Here is a 23,619-nt window from a genome sequence, read left to right as displayed (position 1 = left end):
ATTTGAAGAATATAAGATGTATGAATCATCGCAAAATGACACATTGACCTCATGGGGGTAAATAAATTGTTATTCTTCCGTGGCCAATTAATCTCCCCTATCAGGAGATAATAACTTAAGTGTTATTTTTTGTTGGTATGTATTGCTTTTTAATTACTGTATTTATTAATTATTATTTTAAGCGCGAGATATTGCAATCTGGAATGCATACAGCCAGATGCCATCATAAATAAATCAGTTCGAAACTTGTAGCACCATCTATTTTAACAGCATCACTATAGCTATTTTGGAATAAAAAAGGTGAAATAAGTAAGCTAACTTTAACCGAACGGGCACTGTATGGTTGCAACTGCTCCCCCCAGGAATAAACATTTTGCCCGTTAGCAGTGAGATAACCTTGCGCGACTTGCCAGCTATTACCTTGATCCTGAGAGAGAATGATATTATCAGGTTGCCTGCCATCAACCCGTGAGCGCGATTTATCAATGCTGGCATAATAACCACCAATAGCCTTTCCAGAAACACTCTGGCCGAGGCTGAATACCCTATTACCTTCTGCACTAGCAGGCTTAACATTACCTGCATTTATTGCGATATCTATGGGGCGAATAGCAAACAGCGTGGCGGCCGGGCACGTAATATTAATAACAATGTTTCTTTCTTCTAACCTGATGCTGTTTTTATCTGAAGGGGATTGTTGAGTGTTCCTTTTCCCCAGTCTGAGCGTCCCTCCATTATCTATAACCATATCACAGGAATCAGGTAAGATCTCCCCCTGAAAATTTAACGATGCCTGCGAGGCCGCGTTGGTTGCAGAGATAAAAAAGGCAACGATAATACTAGTCATGTAGACGACTATTGATTTGCTTACATTCACAGGCAGTCCGGTACGTAGTCAGAAGCGAGAGATATATGAAATCATAAAGTTCATTCATTTGTCAAAACAATAAGCCCCTTTACTTATTTAAATGATACGTTAAGTTAAATTATACTTAAGTTAAAAGTAAAAGTTAAAATTATACGAATAAACAATGTTCAGAATGATTTATATTATGCACTTTTAAAGAGCTGTTTGTTACTGAAGCTGACGGTTATTAAAGTTAAGGTACTAATTAATGATGAAGTCGTTTAACGATCATCTGTAGCACGCCGCCTGGTTTGCCGCTTCGCACGGATTTTTTTAGGTGCTGAAAAAGATATAAGTCAGGGGGCGTGACGCAAATTTATTGATAGTGATGAATAGTATGATACCAACCGATGGTCTTATCGTGCTTAAGCATTCTCATTTAACAACACAATCCGTAAGCACGACGCCCAAACGACCAATGCACCACACTTGCCCCCTGCTCTATCGAGTCGTGCCGCCCTCAAAGACAGGGCACGCCTGCTCGTTAATCTGTTTTACGGCTTCAAACTAGTAGACTATAACCTCATTACGGACATGGGTAGTAACAAACTGAAAAGAAAAGGTGTATGCAGCCATCTTCTGGAAATCCTATCAAAATGGCGCCAAATATACGGTTACGGTCGTGGTGCCAACAGAAATCGCAGCCATTTGCCGACGTTTTGGTCGACTGAAGATACCGACGTGTCGGCGCCATGCGTCCGACGCGCCGGTTTTAAATCATTGTCAGGTAGCTCCACACAACTCTTGTATTGGTGGGATCATTGAAGCACAGCCGTGTCTGGTTGGGGATTATAAGATATCTAATCGGAACACGGCAGACCCAACGTACAATCCGGCACTAGTCGGGGATTTTGTTAATTCACCTTTAATCATGACTACAGGGTTATCGGAATTGGTAGATAGCACATCAGACCCATTCTCTTGGAACGTCAATTGAACCTCCCCCCCACCACCAACGTCGACGGCCCCTCCTTTAGATATCGATAGCCGGACGTATGCCCGCGCGCTACACCGGACAGTCAGTTCAGACGACGATACCAGCAGAGACCCCATTTCGCCGGCCATCGACATTTCAGAGTTGCCAGCCGTGCATGTGGTCGGGGCGGGGGCGGCCCCGCCGCCATTTATATTATAAAATCCAACACCGTCGTCCGCAGGGCAGTGGGCCCAGTTCAACCCGGGATTATTAGGGTAGTTCGGCAGTTGGGAGAGTGTCCGACCTACGTACATAGAGTTCATTTTCGCTACGGCGTCTCCAGCACTGCTACATCGAACACCAAGCAATTCTTCAACTGATGGGCACCCCCGGCTCCCACCAGAGGCGCGAACGGTGTCACACACATGAGGGTATGGACGCGAGGGGTTGAGATAGAGATCGGAACCCCGACACAGGCGCGGGTCCCCTACAGTGCAGAGGGTGTATATAGCAGGGCCGTCGATCCTATCGATCGTCACAGTACGTTGCGCGGGATCATAGGTGTACCATACCCCGGCTAAGACAAGGGGTGAGTGCAGTAGGAAGACAAGGAGGTAAGGGAGGTATCGCATGGATGTCCTTGACGATATGTTCGTATGAGGATAGAGGACGGAGCGGGCAGCATGGCTGCTATCATGGTTTCCTATGATTCCGGCAATACTCGCTCCGCCCATATTTTCCACCGTGCCTCATACGTCTGCACCCGCGCCTCGGTTTCTGTCAATGACAGTCCTTGTCGCCTGGCTTGCTCGTAAAGCCGCATCCGTCGTGCACGATGGTTTTCTAACGCACGAGGTGCGATGGTGGTCCCCGTGGGGGTGAACCACACGCCCAACCAGTCAAATCCATGTTCAATCCTTCCCAGTTGGGTTTTGTCCGGGTGAGTTTCAAAGCCACCCAGGTTAAAAAATTCATGCAGCCGTTTAACACAGCGCCGCAGTTGCCAACGCGAACGGGTAAGCAACACAAAGTCATCCATGTAGCGTGCATAAAAGGTTCCTTCCATCGTAGAAAAATAGCTGCCCACATGGTGCAGCAAGCTGCCACCAATCCGCGGGCTGAGCGCGCAGCCCCGGCAAATCCCGTGCTCTGGCGTATAAAACTCGCCCGCATCTTCCACGCTGTAATACAGATACTGTTCAATAAGGTCGACTAACACCGGGTCATCGACATGCCACTGAACCTGGCTGAGCACCTGTGCTTTACGAATATGGCGGTAATAACCCCGAATATCCGTTCGATAAACAAAGGCATATTCCTCTGAGCTTAACGCCTGCCATACCTCGTTGACCGACTGCTTACCACCGCCCCGGCCTCTGAGATGGGCGCAGCGTTCATGCCTCGGCAGTTTGTCTTCTACCTGCTGCGCAACCCATTTCAGTACCAACGCATCTTGCGCACACCATTGCACCCAGCTTCTGTCGCGATAGTGGTGAACCTGCATCGGCTGCAAGCGATAACCGCCGCCGCACACCTGCCGGTAAAGCGCCTCACCCCGTTGGGGCCAATGGAAACGCAGGTGCCAAACATCCGCATTAGGTGGTGCATGCCTGCGGCGTTTTACCAGCCAGGCATAGGCCACCTGCCAATCAGACTCAGCCTTATTCATATTCCAGGCTGAAGGTGGCAATAGCACTAAAACGTCCACGTTCAATGGTACGATTAGCTATCGCGTTCGGCTCACCCTGCACATAGGCCAATACCGTCAAGGTATTGTTACCGCTGACCAGTCGATAACCTTCACCGCTTTTGTTCAGAGGCAATGGTTGCCCGGCCTGGGTTTCCATACCAATCGCAATACCCGATGCCTCGCTGCCGCCCTCAATCGCCAGTAGTCCGGCAAGATGTGAGTTCTCAATACCACTGAGGGTCACCTTCACCGTTTTCCCCAGGCTCAGATCGCATTCCGTGAGGTGGATTTCAAATGCCTGCCCATGCGTACGTTGGTTGGTGTACAGGTATTTATCAATGACCGTGCCAAAGTCCAACCTGATGTTCTCGTCTCCCGGTGGGATCACGCAGGGCTCAGCAACCAATGCGCCGTGCAGGCGAACGTTGTATGGTTGCGCCGCCTGGCTTAGGGGCGAGATTAAGGCCAATAGTATTGGCGTCAACATCAACATTTGACGGTTCATTGATACACCGCCTTCAAGGTCGCGGTGGCTTCAAATGGCCCTTCTTTTAGCATTGCGCCCGGTCGCTTGACCGGCACCGCTTCCAGCGTGGGTGGGCTGGTCAATCTAATCGGTATCGGCTTGTTCAATTCAAACGGGATACCGTTTTGCTTAATCTGAATCGCCAGATCATTCACATCGCTGGTCACCGCCGCCTTGTCGTAATCCGCCGGTGTGCCAATAATTTCCAGCGTCATATCCCAGGCATTGGCATTTGGATCGCAGGTGATGTGGTAATTGATCGGTTGCAGGTAGTTCACGCCATCCACCTTTTTCACGCCCACCCGGCTGCCAAAATTAACATCTACCTTGCCACCGTCATTGATGGTGCAGGCCGGGGGTTCAATCAGCGTGCCGAACAGTTTCATATTCGGTGCCGCCTGGCTCACTCCACTCAAGATCCCGCATGCCAGCAACAAAACCAGACCTGAATAGCTTTTCATCATCATAGGTACTCCACCTTCATCGTTGCCCCTGCGGAGAAGGGGCCACCGGTCAGCGTGGCACCCGCACGTTTGACCGGCACGGCCTCGAGCTCTGGCCAATTCGGATAGGTGAAATCTAACCAACTGTTGATGGGTAATCGGCTGCCGTTACTGCGTATCTCAATACCGAAATCGGTTTTATTGGTGGTCAGCACCTGGCTATTAAATGAAGCCCCATTGCCTTCAATCAGCATCTTCACCGCGTTTGAGGAGCCGCCTTTGCACTGTACGGAATACGGCACCGGCCGTTTTTTATAGGTGCCATCCACCCGCGTCGTCAGTACATCATTGCCAAAATCAACCTCAATCAGCTTGTTGTTGTTGATCTCGCAAGGCGGCGCCGTGATAGTCACTTTGACCGTAATGGTGCTGGTTGCGGCTTCTGCCCCCAACCCCAGAACCATCAATGCGGCACACAGCATCTGCCCTGGCCTGCTCGCCTTTTCCGTTTCCATGCCGCCCCCTTTAGTCATAATTAAGCTTAAAGTTCAGTTGGGCCGAATAAGCTCCCGCCTGTAGCGGTGCCCGCGTGCGTTCCGGGGTCACGGTGTAATTCAGCGTGTCCTGCCCTGCGGCTACTATTAGCGGCGCCCCGCGGCTGCCCAGGCGAATATCACGGCCAAGTGAATCGCTCATCCGCAATGCCAAGCCAGAGGCACCACGCACCTTGACCAGTTGCGGGTTATTCACGTCTGCCGGTGCCGAAAAACTCACCGACACGGCAGGCTGATAGGGGGCCCACAGCAGATTGCCACTGCGCTCATCACGGTTATTCGCCGGGCTGCGCAGGCAATCCCGCAGGCGCAATTGCACAACCACCGGAGTACCCTGAGCACCGATCTGTGCCAAACGGGCAGTGCCGGTCTCCCCTAACCATACGTCTTGATAAGCCGACTCCATTTCCAACCGGCAGGCGCTCTCCGCCAGCGCACCATGCACACGCAACACGCCATTAGCACCGTCGACATTCCAGTTATCCGCAGAGTGGGCGGCAGGTAACAGTGTCAGCACCATCAAGACCGCTGCCGCCTTTACTAGCAGGCACTGCCGCCCATGGCGCGACAGATCAGTACCTTTCCATTCTTGCTGTTGCATGCTCCGCTTCCTTTTCCGTGCCGGTTATCAGCTTTGTTTGATTGGCTTGGCCTGGCAGTTGGCTCCGCTACAGGTAAATTGCAGCTGTGGACGACCGCCGTAGTCATTCACGTAAGTCAGCACCGGCGCATTGCCCAGCACCGATACGCCCACGTTCAGTGTCTCGCTGCCTTTTGGTGCCACCATCAGTGGCTCAAATCCATTAGCGCTGGCCCCACCTTGTTTGCTGCTGGCATCGACAATCGTCACGAAATACGCCGTCGGGTTATTCACCAGATATTTGTCGCCTTGTTTGCTCAGTGTCAGTTGCTCTTGCCAAGGTGCAGCACTCTGGGAATGGCTCAACGCCTGCGGGCGATAGAACAATTTGATGCGCGTTTGCAGCGCTAACTGCAACGTGTTGGGTTTATCGCTCTTTGGTGGGATCTCACGCAGGTTAAAATAGAACAGCGTCTCACGATCCTGCGCCAGCAGGTTTGCTGCGGGTAACGCTTGCACCTTCACCTGGCTTTTTGCTCCCGGCTCCAGGCGTTGCAATGGTGGCAAAGCCGTCAACGGCGTGGTGATTTTATTACCCTGTGCGTCCTCTACCCAGCCTTGTGCCAGGTAAGGCAGTTGCTTATTCTCGTTACTGATACTCAGGCTGACTGACTTTTCACCGCCGTTAAACACCACGCGGGTGCGGTCTAATGCGACCGCAGCCTGTGCCTGTTGAATGCACAGCACGCCTAACAGCAAACCGCCTGCCAGCGGGGGAATACGTTTACTCATTACGTTCATTGTGGGTTACTCATTATCTGGCTTCTGTCAATTCGTTAAAAAATAGGTCTGCCGTGGGAGAGGCCTTATCGGCCTGTCACAATGGCTAAACTTGTGTTGCTGCTGACTCATCCGGCAAGGTTTTCTGCCGTGTCATTCGCCGGTAACAACCTGCATGGCAACAAGAGATCGGTCAGACCACTCTGCGGGATCTGCGCCGGTAGCGTCAGCGCACACTGCGCCAACCCACTCCAATGCACCGTCATTTCTTCGTTCGGATTAATGCCGCTCAGGTACACGCTGCCATCGTCACTTACGATACCGACCTCCTGCTTTTTATGGTTTTTCACCGTGGCACCAAATGGGGCTGTTGAACCATCCGCCAGGCGGATCACCGCCATCGCCTTCTCACCGGCAATCACCTCAAACCGTCGGTAACCAATAGCCCCTTCGGTCAAAGTGGCCTGAACTACCGAACGTATGGCTTCGGCATTATCTGGCAGCTTGTTAACATCAATGCTCACCTGGTTGCGGTAATAGCTGCTGACATCCGTCACCACCGCTTTACCAAATCGGTTAGTGCGGGTCACTGCGCCATAACCGCCAATCGGGATATCCGCTACACCGTCCGTATCCAGCAGCATTCGGGTACCGCCGATCATGCCCGAACGGTGAAGTGCCGCGCCTTTCATGGTGGCTGTCGCGCCGCCCTGCAATGACACACCTACCGATGAATAGCGGCCTTCCTGATAACTGGCGTTGGCATTCACCTGGGCCAATGAGCCCTGATGGCTGTAATAACCACTCGCCGCCCCACCGCTGCGGGTGACGCCGCTGCTCAATTGGTAACTGTCGCCATTTTCCAGACGATCGTAGTACCCCACTTGATGGCTGTTATCATTGCGATCGTAGCTACTGCTGTAGCTCACCGAACCATTGCCGCCCCATGGGATTGACAGTGACAGATACATGCCATCGTCATTGGCACCGTTGTACTTGTTGCGATACCCCGTCAGGGAAAGGCTCAAGTTGCGGTACCGACCAAGGTCAAAATTGCGCGACAACGTCAGGGTGTAACGATCGTTGGTCGTACTGTTCCAATAGGTCTGGTGGTTGTAGTTCAGGTAGGCACTTAACCCAAGATCGCGGAAGTGCTGGCTGAAACTGACGGTATACATCTCCTTGCTGTTCTGATTACGAGTGCCGTAGGTACGCGCATCCAGATATTCGCTCATCGACATGTAGTTCTGCTCCGAGAAGCGGTAACCGGCAAAGGTCACCTGGCTGTCATACTCGTCGAAGTTTTTCGAATAGCTCAGCCGGTAAGAGCCCCCGTCAGCGTGCTGTCTTCCAGCTGTGGCAAGCGTGCACGCGACTGGGTAAAGTCAAACGACAATGCGCCAAACATCATCAGATCGCGCCCGATCCCCACCGCCAATGCGTTGTAATCACCGCCAGCCACGCCACCGCCATACAGTGACCAACCGTTGCTCACCCCCCAGGAGAATTCACCGGTGCCGAACAATGGCCCATTGGTGTTGTGCCTCCAGTCAGAAGGGCGACCACTCGCCAACTTGTAGCGCACCGTTCCTGGCCGTGTCAGATACGGAACGCTGGCGGTATCGATCCGGAACGTCTGCACGCTGCCGTCCTGCTCCTCTACCCGCACATCCAACTGCCCAGACACCGCATCATTAATATCCTGAATGCGGAACGGCCCTGACGCGACCTGGGTCTCATACAACACCCGCCCCTGCTGGCTGATCACCACTTTGGCGTTGGTACGCGCTACACCGGTCACCTCTGGGGCATATCCGCGCAGGTTCGGTGGCAGCATGCTGTCATCACTGATCAGGCTGGCACCGGTAAAGCGGAAGCTGTCAAAGATGTCGGAGTACAAGAAGTTCTCCCCAACCGACAACTGCGCCCCCAGACGTGGCATAGCCCGATAGGCGTAGTAACGGCTCCAGTCCCAGTTATTACGTGTTCCTGTCCCGCTACCGGTCTGATGGTCCAGCCGCATCTGCCAGTCAGCCCGTAATCGCCAGGCACCCAGATTGGCGCCCATGGTGCCGTTGCCGCTCACGTTATAACCCTGCTCACCACGCTGCTGCTGACGTTGTGCCTGGCCGTTGATGTAATAATCCATGAGTAATCCGGGAATACCCTCATCCCAACGCGATGGGGGATCCCAGTTGTCTGCCGCGTACTCCAGATAGGCCTGTGGCAGGCTCACTGTCAGGCTGGCACTGCCCAGATCGGCACGCGCAGCCGTCCCTGGCAGGCTACCCAGCGATAAACACTCGCCTTGGTGCCACCAGGTCAATTTTTCTTTTATTGCCGGTTTTAAGCCAAATTGTTCAACCATTGCCGGGCTAAGGCAGGCAGCGCTGTCATTGGCATCCTGTTCTGCCGGGTAAAAAACGACAGGTTGTTCAGGCAGTTCCTGTTTATTAATACGCACTAACATCATGTAATCGCCCGGCATGATATAACCGCCGCGGGAAAACTGGCCAAGGTCAATATTCCCTCGGTCTTTAACATCCAGCACGTCCGTATTGAACTGGACTTCCGCCGCACTGGCATGATGCCCACCACTCCCTAGCGCACAGGCTATACAAACGCCCAATGCACGTGGGCGAAAAGGTAATAACATCCAGTTCGATATCCTCATGCTTCATCAATCCCTTTTATTATTCACATTACAGCTATTAAGACGAAGCAGACCCTTCCATAGCTTATGGAATTAATTTTTATTTACATTACTCATTATTGAAAAGAGAGAGGGTTCATAATTCCATTTCAACCATGGCTTTTCTTCAGTAGTAATCCATTTTAAAGCGAATGGTTGAGGTATATTCACCAACACGCAACACCTGTAAATTACTCACCAAGCGCAAGGAGTAATTCAACTGTCTGTTCCCTTCAGCAATACTCATTGCAGGTAACGGCTCTCCAGGGAACGCAGTGTTTCCCCTACTATCTTTCAGCTGTAATGCGATACCACGCGCTTGCCCATCAACAGCGAAAAAGCCATTATCCATACGACCATCAAACGTTACCTGAAAGCGCTGCCAATCTGGCTGACTTTTGTCTATATTCCCCAGTACGCAATTAACCAAGCGGATCCTGAAAGAACGGGTCAAACCTTGTCCATCACGAATTATCTGGCTCAGTGGTAATAGAGACATGTCAATTGTCTGGTCACTGCTTTCAGTATCAATAGCGCAGGCGGTTTCAATCACGGCACCTTGCATATTGACCCGTCCCCAACCAGATGCCAGCACAGAGCAACTTTCTAACGGTAACAGTACCAACAGGCAAAATGCCAAATGACGAGGTAACACCTTTTCCATTCAACTTATATCCTCTGAACTAGCTTTGACAAGAATGCATACGGGGTAATCCCGTATGCACGATTTATCTTCTAGCCAGGACCGATTATTTATAGTCCATAATGAAGCTTACGACGCTATAAAACTTGCCTGGGACAACATCAATCTTGTCGCCGTCACCTTTCAGATAAGCGCTAAATGCAAGAGTTGCGTCCGTAGCGCCCACGCTGATCACTTGACCGGTAGTCGGCTTATTCAGAGTAACCAGGTTATTACCACCATCCATAATAGCAATGCTTGCGCCTTCAGCATCACCGCTCATGCCCAAAAGACCATTTTTACCTGGTGCACCATCAAAAGTGGTGGTGACCGTTTTTGCGGTTGTCAGGCTGCACTTTTCCAAATGAATTTCAAAAGGCTTAGGGCTAGAAGTTCCGCCATTAAGCAGTGACACGTTGGAAACAGCACCCAAGTCAACCGTCTGGTCGATAGAGTTCGGATCAATAGAGCACGGAGCATCAATAATTGAGCCAGTGAAAGTAACTGTGCCGTGACCCTGGTCTGCAGCCTGCGCACCAGAAATAGTGCCAAATGCTAATACCGTCGCCATCATGATCTTATTCAATTTCATTTTACTATATCCTTAATAAAACAGTTTATCCTATATGTTTATCACCATAGCCATTCATGAGCTGGCACAGAGTCGGAGTCTTGAGAAGAGCTTTATTCTCTACTACGCTGGTCATTTATATGAATGAGTATCGGCGACTGGAAATATGTTACCTCCATCAAGCCATAAAAGATAATTAAGCTGATTTACAACAATAAAAAAGGATTTATAACTAACAATTAATGAATTATAAGGATATTGTTTTGCAATGTAAGAAAATAGCCACATCAAGCGGGATCTCATGCCTTTTAAGAAATGATAACTTATTATTAAAAAAATAATTCCAGCAAACAGTTGACTCAAGCCATATTTCTCAACTAAATTCCCCAAAAGATAAAATCAGAGACTATTCTTATTCTTTGAAACGACGTTAAGCTTTGACGCAACATTGACACTAAGGGTTACTTATCAACACTATGAAATACATAATAAATTTACACCTAACTTTTGATCCTGACACTAGGATCCTAGCCTTAAAAAATGACACCCTACTGTCCATTGAGTTAACCAAACCAGCAAGCCGTCTGTTATGTGAGCTCATTGAGAACAACAGGAACACTCTTTCTAAAGATGTCATCATTCAAAATGTGTGGGTAAAATATGGCTTCGCACCCTCAAATGCCAATTTAAGCAACCACATAAGTGAGTTAAGGAAAGCATTTGTCAATCTGGGGCTCGATAGTGATGTCATCATCACCGTACCCAAAGTTGGCTTTAGAATGGAGGCGGAAATTCATCCTGTCATAAAAGCGGAAAAAATAATAAAAGAAGTGGCGATAGAGGAAAGGAGCGCGGTCATCGTAGATGAACCCACCACGCGGATAAATGAACGAACTTTATCTCAGCCAGAAAATCGAACAGAGAAGAGCAGAAAAAAGGTTAAGTTAAACATTATCATTCTTGTAGTGGCATTACTTTTAGCCTCTGCAGCAGGAGTGGCTTTCCTACTCTTACCTAAAAATGATGCTATTCCTTTGGTGACCACAATAGATAAGTGTAATATCTATAGCTTGACTAGTGTTACCCCCCCTACCGATTTTATAAAAATGGTTACTAACAGGATTGAAAGTGAAAAGATCGATTGTACACAAGAGAGTATCGACATCTATTACGCAGACACTCGAAATAACAATGCGAAGATGAAGATAAGCTTTATGTCTGTTTGTAAAAATCGTGACAGCACTCACTATAGAAATTGCACAAACTATAAATATGTTAAGTAGGCTAAAATGAAAAAAATATTATTTGCGTTACTAGCCATTGTTTTTATATGCGGTTATATCTACTATCGCCATCACCTTAATGCTCCTAGCAAGCAACCTTTCCGCTGTGATGCGCAACTGATTTCACATATCGAGCGTAACAACAAAGATATTGATATCAACTTGTTTGCCAGCATCATATTTACTATACGTGGTGAAGGTTTATTAGAGATGACGGGGACGTATACACAAGATAATCAGCAATACCTGGTTAATAGGAAACTTATTTTTACTCACAAACACTCAGAATTAAATGGCATGAAAAAAACAACAATCACGCGAGAGGTTGTTTCCCCAGGCGACAATGTTCCAGAGGCGTCATGGCAGCAATATATTCTGCCTGAAATTCCTGGGGTCGAGTTCTATACAGAATTGAAAGAAATGAATAAAAATGCAGTTTTTTTCCAGGGACTATCTAATCCATTCTTTGTTTGCGTACTTTCAGAATATCACGATTAACACAATTTTATTCACCCTTATGTCAAATCGCTTACCCTCGGTAAGCGATTAATTTAATTAACTTATAAAAATACAGGTATGTATTCACCATCTACATAACTTAAAAATACGATCACTTATCTTTATATAATTAAATTAATAAAACTTAAGTAACCACCATGAAAAATAACTAACTTAATTTTAAACTTAACCTTTATTAAATTGCAAAACACGCCGTAGTTCAGGTAACCTCTTGAGAAATTACCCCCCGCACTGAACAATAGAATTTTTTATTTTCATGAACATCAAAATTATTACGAAACTGATTTAAATAAACATGCAAAGTAATACAAACTTCTCCATGGTCAGATATGTACTTTGCTTAAAAAAACAAGGATATAGGTTATGAAAAAAACGTTAAGAATTTCAATAATTGACAATAATCAGTACTTTACAGTTGGCCTGCGCCACGCGCTTGCAGAATTTTACTTCAAAAAAAATACCAACGTGAGGTTCATTGATGAGACACCTTCAAAACACTCAATAGATATCTTATTTCATGCCCCTCGTCATGGCATCCCGAACAATTTCTGCTACATATATCCACACAGCACATCTAACCCGCTTGTTTTTGCAATCTGTGATAAAACCGAAAACAGGGGTCTTACTCACATTTTTCGCTGTGTAAGAAAAGACGGCACCTTATACCGTCATCAACCTATCGACTTAGTCTTGAATATGGTTGAACAAGCGCGGTCTATCGATCCGCACTCTTCAGGCTCTGCATTTGATGGAGCTTTAACTCAAACGATTACCCATCGTGAATACGAGGTATTAGGTTACCTCCAACAGGGTAGGAGTCTGACTGAGGTAGCATATTATATGAATCTGAGTGTGAAAACGGTCAGTGCGCATAAACGTTCAGCCATGAAAAGACTCAACTTCAGACGTAATAGCGAGTTGCTCTATTGGATGCTACAAGGGGGACTCATCGGCCAAACAAAGAGGATGGGCTAAGAGCTCACCGCAGGAAGCGATGCGCCGCCACAGTCTCCTGACCCACCCAGCTCACAGAAGATGATAAGGTTATGTTCTTACTGCGTGTTTCCACTAATGGACATCAAACCTCGCAATATGAAAACTCACTTCGCCAGCCGCTGGTTTTTTACTATCTGACCGTCTTTCATAATGACAGTCAGGTTTTTGCCAGGATCGGCCAGCAGGCCGATATCAGCTATCGGATCGCCGTTGACCAGTAATAAATCGGCTAAAGCGCCGACTTCGACAACGCCCAGTTTTCCTGGATAGGGGTTGCGTCGATCTGATAGTGCCAACAATTGTGCATTATCAGCCGTCGCCATTTTTAGCACTTCGGCTGGGGTGTACCACCGCGTCATGGTAGAAAGTTGAGAGCCTTGCCTGGCTGCCAAATTCGCATCAAATAACACGTCCGTGCCAAATGCGACTTTCACACCGTATTTTTTGCCAAGCGATAGGCATTATCCGTTCCGGCAAACACTTGTGCTGCTCTGGCTTGTCCGGCGGCATCGGGCAGTTGATTGGCATTTTCGTCAGCCAAAAAAGGCTGCAAACTCCACCATGTCCCCGTATCTGCCATCAGCTTTGCCGTTGCATCATCGGCTAGTTGACCATGCTCAATCACTTTTGCGCCGGCCTGAATGGCATTACGAATGGCTTCCGGGGTATATGCATGGACTGTCACATAGGTCCCCCAATTTGCAGCGGCCTCGACTGCAGCGTGAATTTCATCGACGCTAAGTTGGACCGTATCTATCGGGCCATAGGGAGAAGAGACGCCACCGCCCCCGGTCAGCTTGATCTGGCTGGCTCCTTGCAATAATTGTTCTCTGGTACGCTTGCGAACCTCATCGGGTGAATCCGCTATCGCTGATATGCCTACTCGCTCTGGATAGCTCAATTGGTCAGGGGTAGACGGTATCTCTGAAAGCATACGAAAATCACCATGACCACCCGTTTGTGAAATCATTGCCCCCGATGGCCAGATGCGTGGCCCTTTGATGACGCCATTATCAATAGCGAGTTTTAAGCCAAACGCAGGTCCACCCAAATCGCGAACGCTGGTAAATCCACGCATCAGCGTTGACTCAGCTTCAGCACCGGCCAGCAAAGTAATAAAAGTTAACGGAGCCATTGATGCCTGGGCCATGGTAGGACGCACCATAAAGGTATGCCAGTGAGCATCGATAAGGCCGGGCATCAATGTTTGACCATTACCAGAGATATGCACTGCATCAGTGGGTGAACTAATCGGTTGGGAAGAAATTTGAGTAATTTTATTGCCTTCAATGGCCACATTCATCTTGGCAGTTAAACTTGTGCCGTCAAAGATCCGCACATCCTCGAAGAGGGTCATTGTCGATTGAGCAACGGATAATGAGGGTTGGAGCAGGAGGCCGGTCAGACATGTGGCCAAGAATGTTCTTTTGATTGAATCTAACATCAGTAATGCCCTCTCGGATCCCTGAACCAGGTAGCGTTTATTATTTATGGCTAGTAGATGATCCCCTCTTATCTCCAAAGGAACGTGGGAAGACTTGAGTCTCAATAGAGTTTAGAACGTTGTTATAGGGTTAGTGAAAAATCATTTCCCATTAAGCATCTTGGCCTTTTTACTACGATTAGAGACTCATCCTCCATCCTGCTTACTTATCACACAGACAACACTTCATCCCAGTCTAGCGTTTGTCAATCAGGTGATGGATATCCATTGCCTTACATCTGCATAGGTTTGGCATCTGCACATACTTACCCTATACAAGCGCCCACCACAGGCATATACTTAACATATGCTTATGGCACTCACCTGCACACATAACACCCAAAAGGGCAAAAGATGAATATGAGAACCGTATCTATTTTTAAAAATGGTAATAACCGCGCCATCCGTCTGCCGCGTGACATGGATTTTGAGGGGGTGAGCGAGCTGGAGATCGTCCGGGAAGGGGACCGTATCATTCTGCGTCCCATCCGGCCGACCTGGGGATCGTTCACACAACTCGAAAAAGCCGACACGGACTTTATGGCGGACCGTGAGGACGTTGTCAGCGACGAAGGACGATTTGACCTGTGAACAAGACCTATATGCTGGACACCAACATTTGCTCGTTCATCATGCGCGAGCAGCCGGAAGCCGTGATTAAGCGTCTTGAGCAGGCCGTACTGCGCAATCACCGCATCGTGGTTTCGGCCATCACCTACGCCGAGATGCGCTTTGGCGCTATCGGAAAAAAGGCCTCCCCGCGCCACGCGCAGCTAGTCGACGCATTCTGCGCCCGCCTGGATGCCGTGCTGGCCTGGGACCGGGCGGCGGTGGACGCCACCACGGAAGTTAAGGCGGCGCTGTCTGCAGCCGGGACCCCCATCGGTCCCAACGACACGGCGATTGCCGGGCATGCCATTGCGGCAGACGCCATACTGGTGACGAATAATACACGGGAATTTGCGCGGGTACCGGACCTGAAGCTGGAGGACTGGGTGAAGTAAGCGGAGGGTGGCATAACGCCCTTCGCTATATCAGCGCCGGAATTTTCCTGACGGGAAATCAATGCAAGATAGTCATTACGGGCTTGTTTGGCTTTCGATAATCCTGGGCGGAAATACCCCCCAGGCGCGCAACTGACGTTCAGCGGCTAAGGCAAGCCGGTCCCCCTCAATTTAACTAACCAATTTCAGTGTGCCTCTACACTCCCCCTTACCCACCCAGCTCACAGACAATCCCCGCGAATTTCTATACCCTCAACTATCCGACTCCAGACCAGACGTTGAGATGCCTTGGTGAACAGTTTTGACCTGTCATTGTTGAAATATATTCAGGAACACAGCCCGGTGTTAATCGAGGATGTCACCTCCAGGTTTGGCAAAACCACATCGACGCTGAAGCGCTCCATGAAGGAGATCAACGAGTTCCTGGAGCCAGATTGCCACCTACATATCGATGGGCAGTGGATCGTCACGGCAATCGGCTACCGGGAATATATCGCCTTTCTGGAGCAGATCCCGTTTAACCGCTACATCACCACCGCCGATGAACGCATTAAAGATCTCAGCGTGGCGCTATGCCTGCAGGACGTGGTGAACAAAAGCGAGTATTACCGCAAGTTTAACGTCAGCCCAACCACGCTCAAAAACGATAACCAGGCGCTGTCGGCATTTTTACAGGCGAACCATCTCGCCGTTACCGCCATTCCCAAACAGGGATCGCGGCTGGATGGCGACGAGATCCTGCTGCGCATCGCCATTTGTCTGACGATCCTGAAAACCATCGAGATCGGCGAAGATCACCTGCTGGTGCCCCACAAGGCCAACGAGCCGATTAATCGCTCCATTGCCACGCAGTTCTTAAAGGTGTGCCAACAGGAAATCAGTGCCGCTGCCGAGCTATACCAACAGCGGCTGAGCCAGCGGATCACGCTGGGCTATAACAGCAAGAAATACTTCCTGGTGTATATGAGCATTGCGCTACATCGCATGCGGCGCGGGCATTTTATTACCCACAGCGATAACCTGAGCTTTATTCAATCTTCTGACTTTGGGTTGCTGGATGGCGAGCACGAAAACCGCTTTCTCGACCTGCTGATTTCATCGCTGACCTACACCTGGCGACCGTTCGATATCTACGATCCCACGCTGATTACGCTCGTTGGCCACCTTTGTGAAACCCTGACCCCGTTGCTGCGGGCAGAAATCCACAACCGTTCGCCCTTCTTCGCCGAGATCTACCAGTTCGTCTATTCGACCATCGTACAAAACAAGTTCAATCTCTACTTTGACGATAAAAAACTGCATCAGGTTCAGACCCGGCACGCGCTGCTCTATCAGGGCGTCGCCCAGGCCACCGCCCCCATCGCGCAGCACTATCAAACCACCTTTTCGCCGGTGCATCTGTCCACGCTGGTGTTGATCCTGAAGAAATACGAGCTGCAAAACAGAGTCCACAGCGAGGAGAAAAAACGCGTCATTATCGTGACCAACTCTTCGGAAAGTAAGGTGGGTTATTTCAAGGAGGTATTGAAGTCGCACTTCCATATTGAGATTGTCGGCTACGTGAATATCAATGAGATACACACGCTCAAGCAGATCCCCTTTGATTTGCTGATCACCTTCACCAATAAAATCTCGAGCTATCTGAAGTATTATCAGTGGGATTACATCAAGGTGAATTTCTATCTCAGCCGCGATGATATCTCGCTGCTCAGCCAGCACGGGCTTTCCCGGGCGAAGAAGAAGATCCCGGCAGAGGGATTTATTCAGGAGATTGAGGGATTGGATCGTCAGCAGCTGCGCGCCCTGCTAGAACAGAGATACCCTGACTTTTTCATTTGATCGGGACAACCACCAGCCTTGGCCGGTGGTTGTTTTATCGCGTAATCACTCTAGAAATCGATCTTTAACTTGGCGTAAAAACCGTTTGAGGTGATATCGCTATTATAGGCACCGGTGTATGACAGACCGAAGGTGGTCGCTTTACCGAGCTTGGTTTCAATACCTAACCCCACGCCAACCAGGTTAGACAATTTGCCCCCCTGGATCCTTGCTACTCCGCTATCTGCAAGAGACATTGTCGCTTCTGGAGTGGTGTCACCGAAGAAGTGGGTACCATACAGATCGCCCTTCACTGCCATATCCAGGTTAGCCAAGGTAAATGGCACCGCGGTACGCACGCCAAGGGTGGTGACCTGCAGATCCTGGTTATCAACGTTGGTGGTAAACACCATGTTGTTAACCGTTTCCACATAGCCATCGGATTTGATATGCATCCAGCTGACACCGAAATAAGGCTCAACGGAATAGCTATCGGTATTGAATCCTGAATAGGCCGCTTCTGCAAACAGCTGGGTAATATCCACATTTGGGGAAACAGAATTTGTGCCAACCTGATCGAGGACACTCAAAGTACGATTAGCATCACGATCCTGCTTGGTGTACATCGCACCATAATTCAGCGAAGCCACATCAGCGATTTTAGAGACGCCGTAAACCCCGAAGTGCAGGTCGTCACTGTCGATTTTACCGCTGCTTCCCCCTTTGAAATCGGTGCTACCCGCCCCGAAGTACAGCCCGAGTTTAGTGCTGCTGCTAACATCGATTTCACTGCCGATTAAGGCCGCGAAGAAATCGACGTCCATGCTGGATTGGCCGTAATCCACATTAGACCAGCTACCTATAGGTGCCATCCAGAAGCGGCCCGAACCATCGGCCGTTTCGACATAACGCCCTCCCCCCACGCCAACCGCCTGATCCTTGATAACACGGGACATCGTCATTGAATTAACGATGCTGGCATTTTGCGTATTGAGGTACATATCATTGCCGAGTGAGTTGTAGGTATTACTAACCTGCTCACCAGATGCCATCAGCAGGGAGTCGAAAAGCGTCCCCCTACCCGTGCCCTCAATCGTATTGGCAATAGAGCGGCCATTGTGGTTTGAAGCGTAAGAGGCAAACGTCACATCATCATTACGGCCAAAACTGGCGGTGAGGGCATTACCAGAAACCTCGACCTCGGTGTTGAAGAACGCGTACTGAGGTGTGGCAATGGCCTTATCAACACCGGTTAAGGCATCAGCGGTGACCGTGCCAACAGCGACGGTGCCATTATTAAACACGTCTGCGTATACGTCCCTGTCGTTGGAGCCCACCGTAATCATCGAACCGTCGTTAAAGGTCAACTGACCCACATTGACATGTTCATCCGTGCTGACGACGTAAGTACCCCCGGCATTGACGTCAATATTGGCCTTATGGCTTGCTGTCGATGTCAGTGGCCCCTTCAGCGTAAACGTATCGTTATAGTGGCCAATGACCCCGAACTTACCGCCATTCACCGCCACGGTGCCGCTACCAAAGGATTCAGTGAAGCCATACAGGGCGCCGTTCTCCACGGTGGTATTCCCCTGATAGCTGTTATCACCGGTCATGACCAACGTACCCGCACCGAGTTTAACCAGGGAACCGGTATAGAGATCGGCGTCAATTTTGGACTCAATAGCTGCAGCACGCGCAGCGTAATAATCCTGCCGCCATTTCTCCGCATCCTCCTGGCTAACGATATGATCCGTCGGATCGCTGTTACCGTCATTGACTACGAAGCTATTACCCAGCTCATAGGCTCCACCAGCCGCAATACCCTGATTTTTATAGTTCTGTAGCCAGGCCAAATCTTCTTGTTTACGCGCATCCAGCGCTTGCTGGCTGATGTTATTACTCCAGACATCAAGCGGTGTTGTGGCCATGTTGTATTCAACCTTGCCAAGGAACTGACCGGGCCCATACATCCCTTTATCAAGATCGGGCACTCCCCAGCCGTAGCGAACATCGGGAACGCCGTCAGCCGCAGTCCAGTTGGCCAGCGTACTACCGTCTGGGTTCTGGTGGCTGGCGGTGGTGAACATCACATCACGAACCTGAAGAGCGCTCATGTCCTGATAGCGTGAAAGCAGTACGCCCATGGCACCAGCCACATGGGGAGCCGACATGGAGGTACCTGATGAGTTCCCCCAGCCCGGAGCCCCGGTTGTCGCATTCACCGTGGTTGAGTAGATGCCATTTCCCGGCGCAGCCACGGTCCACCATTTGGCCTCACCAGCCTCATTCCAGGTATAAGAGAGGGAGTATTTATCGGTACCGGTTACCCGTTGCAACCCGGCAACAGCAATCCAGTGCTGCTCGGCTTCAGGGTGATAATAAGGGTAAAGTGCACGATAGAATGGATTGGCAAAATCGCGGTTGCCCGTGGTAAATATCTGCACCACCGTGGTGCCTTTCACGGCATCATAGGCAGCATCAACAAAGGACGGATTGTCTCCATAGACTTTATTGAAATAAAAATACTCATATTCTGATTGGGTCATGTTATTGGCAGGTATATGCACACCAGTATTGCCACCATCACTGCCGGTTGACCCGTTGTCGACAATACGAATGTTGGTGCCCCAGCTGTTGTTAATCACTTCTGCACCGGAATCAACCAGCGCTTTCCAACCGGTATAGAAGTACTGGTAATCCTGGAACGGGCCATAGTTATTGCTATCTGTGCCACCGGTATTAGCGACATAAATATTGGCGCCCCAGGCAACACCGTGCATGCCTTCACCATCACGATTAGCCCCAACGGTGCCAGTTACGTGGGTCCCATGGCCATCGTTAACACCAGCTACCCATTGGCCGCTGATATCAAATGCTTCACCCTCGATATATTCGCCCTGTAACCCCGGGGCCGACTGTGGGTAACGCAAACCGGACGAACCGTAGATGCCATTAGCCTGGACAGCATGGAAGCGATCGCCGTTAAGATCTTGATGAATAAATAACAGAGCACCAGAATCCATTACGCCAACGTTAACCCCTTGCCCAGAGTACCCCAACGCATAGGCGCTGGATGCTTTCATCGCAGTTATGCCCCAATCCTTGCTGTATTCCTCTGTTTCCCAACTGGCTTTATCGCCAATCTGCCCTGTTTCCACATAAGCTGCGGTGGCCACACCGGCCATCGGTGAGATGGCGGCGGAAATGGTCAAGGCAATGAGTGACTTGTTAAGCGTGACTTTTTTCCCCTGGTTTTGATTTATTTTGTTGGGTTGTTGACAAGCCTTGTGAAAAAATACCTTTGAAATCAAATTCATGTTGATATTCCTTTCAATAATGCTCACAGAAATATTTCTTTGTGCCAAGTTGGCCACACCTTTTTTATTGATTTGTATACCATTTCAAACGAGCACCTGCAGTGTGCTCACTTTTTGAACTGACACATATTGATAAATATCAACATAGTTTTTTACAGCCCATCAAATAATTAGATTATGTGACGGCCTTCATCAATAAAATCGCTGAAATTTTTTGAGGTTGTACCACTGAGAGTTTTAGCTAGGAGGGAATGGAGGCCACTACGGCCAACCAACGTTGGCCGTGCATTAGGTTACAGTGTCTGACGAACGCCCCGGCAGTAGACTTCCACCAGATCCAACCCTTCATTCAGCACCAGAATATCGGCATCTTTCCCCGGGCACAGTGATCCTTTCCGGCTCTGCGCGCCCGCCAGAAACGCCGGATTCTCGCAAGCGATGCTGGCGACGGACATCAGGCCAGTATCCAGACGATCGACGATGTTCTTCACCGAATCGAGAAAGTTCATCTCCAGTTGCTGCACCGCATCATAGTCACAGGGGCAAACGTGGCGCGTATCACCACCGTCTGAGGTGATCTCTAACTGCCCCTGTTTGATACGGAAGGTCTCTTTGCGCAGGTAATGGTGAAACTCATAGCCTTCCGGGAAATCGACATAGCCCATACAGTCACTCATCAGCACCATGCGCCGATCGCGCTTCAGGCGATAAAGCAGATCAAATGCCTCCGGTTTGATGGTGATGCCGCTCTGTTTCGCAACTTCCGCATAGGTATCCTGATAGTACATCAGCGCACCGACCACCCCGAGCTCACGGTGATGGAAGCCACGCATCCCGCTATAAGCGTGGGTGAAGTGATTTAATCCCGCCTCTATCGCTGCCGTAACCTCAGCAAAGGTGGCATCGGTATGCCCAGCCGACGCGGTGATCCCCTTCGCCCGCAGATGGCGAATCAAATCCAACGCCCCTTCCAGTTCTGGCGCTAGCGTCATCAGGCGGATGTTCTGCCCCGCTAGCCGGTTAAAGCGTTCGAATCCTTCAATGCTTGGCCGTTGCAGGCAGTCAGCTCGCTGCATGCCGAGGTGTTTTTCGCTGATGTAGGGGCCTTCCATATGGATGCCGATGGCTTCGGCCCCGTCCGCTGGCGTTGCCGTGGCAATATAGTCAGCGGCCTCCACTAACGACGTCTCCAGGAAATCATTTGGCATGGTGCCGGACGTGGGCAGGTAAGAAGTGACCCCGGCCTTGACCAAATCGTGGCTCATCCACTTCAGCGACGCCTTATTGCCCTTGTAGCCGAACGAACCCCGCCCCCAGCCATGCACATGAATATCGACAAACCCGGGCATGATGATCCGCTCGCTATGGTCGATGCAGCTACCGGAAAAGTGGCTGGCGAACCCGCTGATTTGCCCTTGCTGCACCAATAGATAACCGGCCTTGATACCGTCGGGGAACACGATCCGGTTGGACTTAATGACCCCGGAGCGCTGGTCATCCATGGCTTCTCTCCAAGACCCGGTCTGCCAGTTCATCGGCCAAGACGGCACACAGGCCGGTATAGGCTCCGGGATCCAGCAGCTCCGCAATCTCCTGCGCCGTGAAGTTTTCGGCCATGACCGGATCCTGGCTTAGTATTTCACCGTATTCGAGGTGTTCATGGGTGCTGCGCATCGCCATGTTGTAAACCAGCTCATGGGCCGGATCCTTACCCAATTTATCCACCAGCTTCATCATGATTTTCTCGCTGTTGATCAGCCCGTGCGTCAGCATCACGTTATCGTGCATCCGCTCAGGGTTAATCACCAGCGTGCGCGTCAGCTCCTCTGCACGCAGGATAATCTCGGCCATCAGCTCAATGCTTTCCTGCAGGCTGGCATCAAAGATAAAGTAGGCCGAGCTGTCCGCCTCAAACGGCCTTGGGCAGACGTAGAGCGCCGCCGTCATCACCGAATACAGCTTCTGGGCGTTGGCAATGACGCCCTTTGCCAGCTTGGGATTGACCTTCTGCGGCATGGTGCTGCTGCCCACGGTGCCTTTGGTGAACGCCTCGGAGACTTCGCCAAACTCCTCACTGGAAGTCTGATAAACCTCTTCGGCGATTTTATGCAGAGTGGTTGCCAGCAAACACAGGTTGCTGATGTACTCGGCGCGGAACACTCTGGCATTGCGTGAAGGCACCAGCATCGAATGCATTCCGAGCTGTTCGGCGACCTGATCCTGCACCGTTCTGCCCGCTTCCCCCGTGGCGTGAAAAGCGCCCACCGCGCCGCCCATCATCACGGTGAAGACACGCTTTTCTGCCTCTTGCATACGTTCCACCGCCGCCAGCAACTCATAAATCCACACGGAAACCTTATAGCCATAGGTGATGGGCAAGGCGTGTTTGCCGTGGGTGCGCCCCGCCATCAGGGTATTTTTGTGTGCCTTCGCCAGGCGGGCCAGATTGACCAGCGTGTCATCGACAAACTTCATCAGATGACGGTGGAATTTCTGCACGATCAGCAGGTGGGCCGTTTGCTGTATGTTTTGGGTCGTCACGCCGTAGTGCACGTACTTGCCGCTTTCTGCATCACAAGCCTTCACCAGCACCTTGATGACAGGCACAAACCCGTGGCCAATCTGACGCATCAACCGATCGATCTCCGTCAGATCGATCCGTTCCAACTGGCAGTTGGCGGCGATATTTTCTGCCGCAGCAGCAGGGATCATACCGACCTTGGCCTGCGCCATCGCCAGAGCGCCTTCCACGTCTAGCCATGACTGCACCCTGGCCTCGTGGGTGAAAAGATCTTTCATGCCCTGATGATCGATGGTTTTACTTTTGGAATCATAAAGTGCGCGCATGCTGTGTT

General features: G+C 50.2%; 20 protein-coding genes and 1 pseudogene. 6 read left to right on the top strand and 15 right to left on the bottom strand.

The window, feature by feature from the left end:
- Nucleotides 1-223 precede the first annotated feature (223 nt).
- The 10 genes and pseudogenes from D9980_RS21280 to D9980_RS21230 form a co-directional block, all read right to left on the bottom strand.
- The gene (locus D9980_RS21280; protein WP_121608372.1) at nt 224-847 is read right to left on the bottom strand and encodes a DUF1120 domain-containing protein; all 624 of its coding nucleotides are present in this window, start codon (nt 845-847) and stop codon (nt 224-226) included.
- A 1,679-nt stretch (nt 848-2,526) separates the two neighbouring features.
- A complete protein-coding gene (locus tag D9980_RS21270) occupies nt 2,527-3,492 on the bottom strand; it encodes a reverse transcriptase domain-containing protein (RefSeq protein ID WP_121608370.1) in 966 nt (321 codons plus the stop codon).
- A complete protein-coding gene (locus tag D9980_RS21265) occupies nt 3,485-4,000 on the bottom strand; it encodes a fimbrial protein (protein ID WP_238393739.1) in 516 nt (171 codons plus the stop codon). The genes D9980_RS21270 and D9980_RS21265 overlap by 8 nt, the downstream gene beginning before the upstream one ends.
- A 14-nt stretch (nt 4,001-4,014) precedes the next feature.
- On the bottom strand, nt 4,015-4,506 hold the full coding sequence (locus D9980_RS21260) for a fimbrial protein (RefSeq protein WP_238393658.1): 492 nt from the start codon (nt 4,504-4,506) through the stop codon (nt 4,015-4,017).
- The gene (locus D9980_RS21255; protein ID WP_202913967.1) at nt 4,503-4,997 is read right to left on the bottom strand and encodes a fimbrial protein; all 495 of its coding nucleotides are present in this window, start codon (nt 4,995-4,997) and stop codon (nt 4,503-4,505) included. The genes D9980_RS21260 and D9980_RS21255 overlap by 4 nt, the downstream gene beginning before the upstream one ends.
- A gap of 10 nt (nt 4,998-5,007) precedes the next feature.
- A complete protein-coding gene (locus D9980_RS21250; protein ID WP_162304307.1) occupies nt 5,008-5,637 on the bottom strand; it encodes a fimbrial protein in 630 nt (209 codons plus the stop codon).
- A 27-nt stretch (nt 5,638-5,664) separates the two neighbouring features.
- Complete coding sequence (locus D9980_RS21245) at nt 5,665-6,408, bottom strand: fimbria/pilus periplasmic chaperone (RefSeq protein ID WP_238393657.1); 744 nt, start codon at nt 6,406-6,408, stop codon at nt 5,665-5,667.
- Between the two features lie 116 nt (nt 6,409-6,524).
- Nucleotides 6,525-9,052: pseudogene (locus D9980_RS21240) on the bottom strand (outer membrane usher protein).
- Between the two features lie 163 nt (nt 9,053-9,215).
- Nucleotides 9,216-9,752, bottom strand: coding sequence for a fimbrial protein (locus D9980_RS21235; protein ID WP_121608368.1), 537 nt, complete (start codon nt 9,750-9,752; stop codon nt 9,216-9,218).
- Between the two features lie 85 nt (nt 9,753-9,837).
- Nucleotides 9,838-10,362: a fimbrial protein gene (locus D9980_RS21230; protein ID WP_121608367.1), complete on the bottom strand. Its 525-nt coding sequence runs from the start codon at nt 10,360-10,362 to the stop codon at nt 9,838-9,840.
- 455 nt (nt 10,363-10,817) lie between these two features.
- Here D9980_RS21230 and D9980_RS21225 point away from each other — a divergent pair, with 455 nt between their 5' ends.
- From D9980_RS21225 to D9980_RS21215, 3 genes are all read left to right on the top strand, one after another.
- Nucleotides 10,818-11,624, top strand: a complete 807-nt coding sequence (locus D9980_RS21225) for a transcriptional regulator (protein ID WP_121608366.1) — start codon at nt 10,818-10,820, stop codon at nt 11,622-11,624.
- A gap of 6 nt (nt 11,625-11,630) precedes the next feature.
- A complete protein-coding gene (locus D9980_RS21220) occupies nt 11,631-12,122 on the top strand; it encodes a hypothetical protein (RefSeq protein ID WP_121608365.1) in 492 nt (163 codons plus the stop codon).
- Between the two features lie 384 nt (nt 12,123-12,506).
- On the top strand, nt 12,507-13,118 hold the full coding sequence (locus D9980_RS21215) for a LuxR C-terminal-related transcriptional regulator (RefSeq protein WP_121608364.1): 612 nt from the start codon (nt 12,507-12,509) through the stop codon (nt 13,116-13,118).
- A gap of 125 nt (nt 13,119-13,243) precedes the next feature.
- On the opposite strand, the gene D9980_RS27200 is transcribed toward D9980_RS21215, so the two are convergent.
- Entirely contained in the window at nt 13,244-13,573 is a 330-nt protein-coding gene (locus tag D9980_RS27200; RefSeq protein WP_255417714.1) for an amidohydrolase family protein, read from the bottom strand.
- Nucleotides 13,570-14,583, bottom strand: coding sequence for an amidohydrolase family protein (locus D9980_RS27195; RefSeq protein ID WP_255417713.1), 1,014 nt, complete (start codon nt 14,581-14,583; stop codon nt 13,570-13,572). Before D9980_RS27195 ends, D9980_RS27200 begins: the two co-directional genes overlap by 4 nt.
- Nucleotides 14,584-14,982: 399 nt before the next feature.
- On the opposite strand from D9980_RS27195, the gene vapB reads away from it, so the two are divergent.
- The 3 genes from vapB (at nt 14,983) to D9980_RS21195 (ending at nt 17,465) form a co-directional block, all read left to right on the top strand.
- Nucleotides 14,983-15,213, top strand: a complete 231-nt coding sequence (gene vapB / locus D9980_RS21205; RefSeq protein ID WP_121609064.1) for a type II toxin-antitoxin system VapB family antitoxin — start codon at nt 14,983-14,985, stop codon at nt 15,211-15,213.
- On the top strand, nt 15,210-15,626 hold the full coding sequence (locus tag D9980_RS21200; RefSeq protein ID WP_021181796.1) for a type II toxin-antitoxin system VapC family toxin: 417 nt from the start codon (nt 15,210-15,212) through the stop codon (nt 15,624-15,626). The genes vapB and D9980_RS21200 overlap by 4 nt, the downstream gene beginning before the upstream one ends.
- Before the next feature lie 291 nt (nt 15,627-15,917).
- Nucleotides 15,918-17,465 carry a hypothetical protein gene (locus tag D9980_RS21195; RefSeq protein WP_121608363.1) on the top strand — a complete coding sequence of 516 codons (1,548 nt, stop codon included), beginning with the start codon at nt 15,918-15,920 and terminating at the stop codon, nt 17,463-17,465.
- Nucleotides 17,466-17,515: 50 nt separating this feature from the next.
- On the opposite strand, the gene D9980_RS21190 is transcribed toward D9980_RS21195, so the two are convergent.
- The 3 genes from D9980_RS21190 to D9980_RS21180 form a co-directional block, all read right to left on the bottom strand.
- Complete coding sequence (locus D9980_RS21190; protein WP_121608362.1) at nt 17,516-20,764, bottom strand: S8 family serine peptidase; 3,249 nt, start codon at nt 20,762-20,764, stop codon at nt 17,516-17,518.
- Nucleotides 20,765-21,057: 293 nt separating this feature from the next.
- Nucleotides 21,058-22,266, bottom strand: a complete 1,209-nt coding sequence (locus tag D9980_RS21185) for an N-acetylglucosamine-6-phosphate deacetylase (protein ID WP_121608361.1) — start codon at nt 22,264-22,266, stop codon at nt 21,058-21,060.
- Complete coding sequence (locus tag D9980_RS21180) at nt 22,259-23,611, bottom strand: adenylosuccinate lyase family protein (protein WP_121608360.1); 1,353 nt, start codon at nt 23,609-23,611, stop codon at nt 22,259-22,261. Before D9980_RS21180 ends, D9980_RS21185 begins: the two co-directional genes overlap by 8 nt.
- Between the last annotated feature and the right edge of the window lie 8 nt (nt 23,612-23,619).

Origin of the sequence: Serratia sp. 3ACOL1 (assembly GCF_003668775.1) — a bacterium.
GTDB classification, from domain to species: domain Bacteria; phylum Pseudomonadota; class Gammaproteobacteria; order Enterobacterales; family Enterobacteriaceae; genus Chania; species Chania fonticola.
Note: the sequence above shows the minus strand (reverse complement) of the source record. Positions and strands in the feature narration are given on the sequence as shown.

What these genes read in the sequence shown, in the direction of transcription:
- D9980_RS21245 (WP_238393657.1), bottom strand. Translation starts at nt 6,408, where the DNA reads ATGAGTAAACGTATTCCCCCGCTGGCAGGCGGTTTGCTGTTAGGCGTG.
- D9980_RS21235 (WP_121608368.1), bottom strand. Translation starts at nt 9,752, where the DNA reads ATGGAAAAGGTGTTACCTCGTCATTTGGCATTTTGCCTGTTGGTACTG.
- D9980_RS21190 (WP_121608362.1), bottom strand. Translation starts at nt 20,764, where the DNA reads ATGAATTTGATTTCAAAGGTATTTTTTCACAAGGCTTGTCAACAACCC.
- D9980_RS21255 (WP_202913967.1), bottom strand. Translation starts at nt 4,997, where the DNA reads ATGGAAACGGAAAAGGCGAGCAGGCCAGGGCAGATGCTGTGTGCCGCA.
- D9980_RS21250 (WP_162304307.1), bottom strand. Translation starts at nt 5,637, where the DNA reads ATGCAACAGCAAGAATGGAAAGGTACTGATCTGTCGCGCCATGGGCGG.
- D9980_RS21185 (WP_121608361.1), bottom strand. Translation starts at nt 22,266, where the DNA reads ATGGATGACCAGCGCTCCGGGGTCATTAAGTCCAACCGGATCGTGTTC.
- D9980_RS21260 (WP_238393658.1), bottom strand. Translation starts at nt 4,506, where the DNA reads ATGATGATGAAAAGCTATTCAGGTCTGGTTTTGTTGCTGGCATGCGGG.
- D9980_RS21225 (WP_121608366.1), top strand. Translation starts at nt 10,818, where the DNA reads ATGAAATACATAATAAATTTACACCTAACTTTTGATCCTGACACTAGG.
- D9980_RS21265 (WP_238393739.1), bottom strand. Translation starts at nt 4,000, where the DNA reads ATGTTGACGCCAATACTATTGGCCTTAATCTCGCCCCTAAGCCAGGCG.
- D9980_RS21220 (WP_121608365.1), top strand. Translation starts at nt 11,631, where the DNA reads ATGAAAAAAATATTATTTGCGTTACTAGCCATTGTTTTTATATGCGGT.
- D9980_RS21180 (WP_121608360.1), bottom strand. Translation starts at nt 23,611, where the DNA reads ATGCGCGCACTTTATGATTCCAAAAGTAAAACCATCGATCATCAGGGC.
- D9980_RS27195 (WP_255417713.1), bottom strand. Translation starts at nt 14,583, where the DNA reads ATGTTAGATTCAATCAAAAGAACATTCTTGGCCACATGTCTGACCGGC.
- D9980_RS21270 (WP_121608370.1), bottom strand. Translation starts at nt 3,492, where the DNA reads ATGAATAAGGCTGAGTCTGATTGGCAGGTGGCCTATGCCTGGCTGGTA.
- D9980_RS21230 (WP_121608367.1), bottom strand. Translation starts at nt 10,362, where the DNA reads ATGAAATTGAATAAGATCATGATGGCGACGGTATTAGCATTTGGCACT.
- D9980_RS21280 (WP_121608372.1), bottom strand. Translation starts at nt 847, where the DNA reads ATGACTAGTATTATCGTTGCCTTTTTTATCTCTGCAACCAACGCGGCC.
- vapB (WP_121609064.1), top strand. Translation starts at nt 14,983, where the DNA reads ATGAGAACCGTATCTATTTTTAAAAATGGTAATAACCGCGCCATCCGT.
- D9980_RS21215 (WP_121608364.1), top strand. Translation starts at nt 12,507, where the DNA reads ATGAAAAAAACGTTAAGAATTTCAATAATTGACAATAATCAGTACTTT.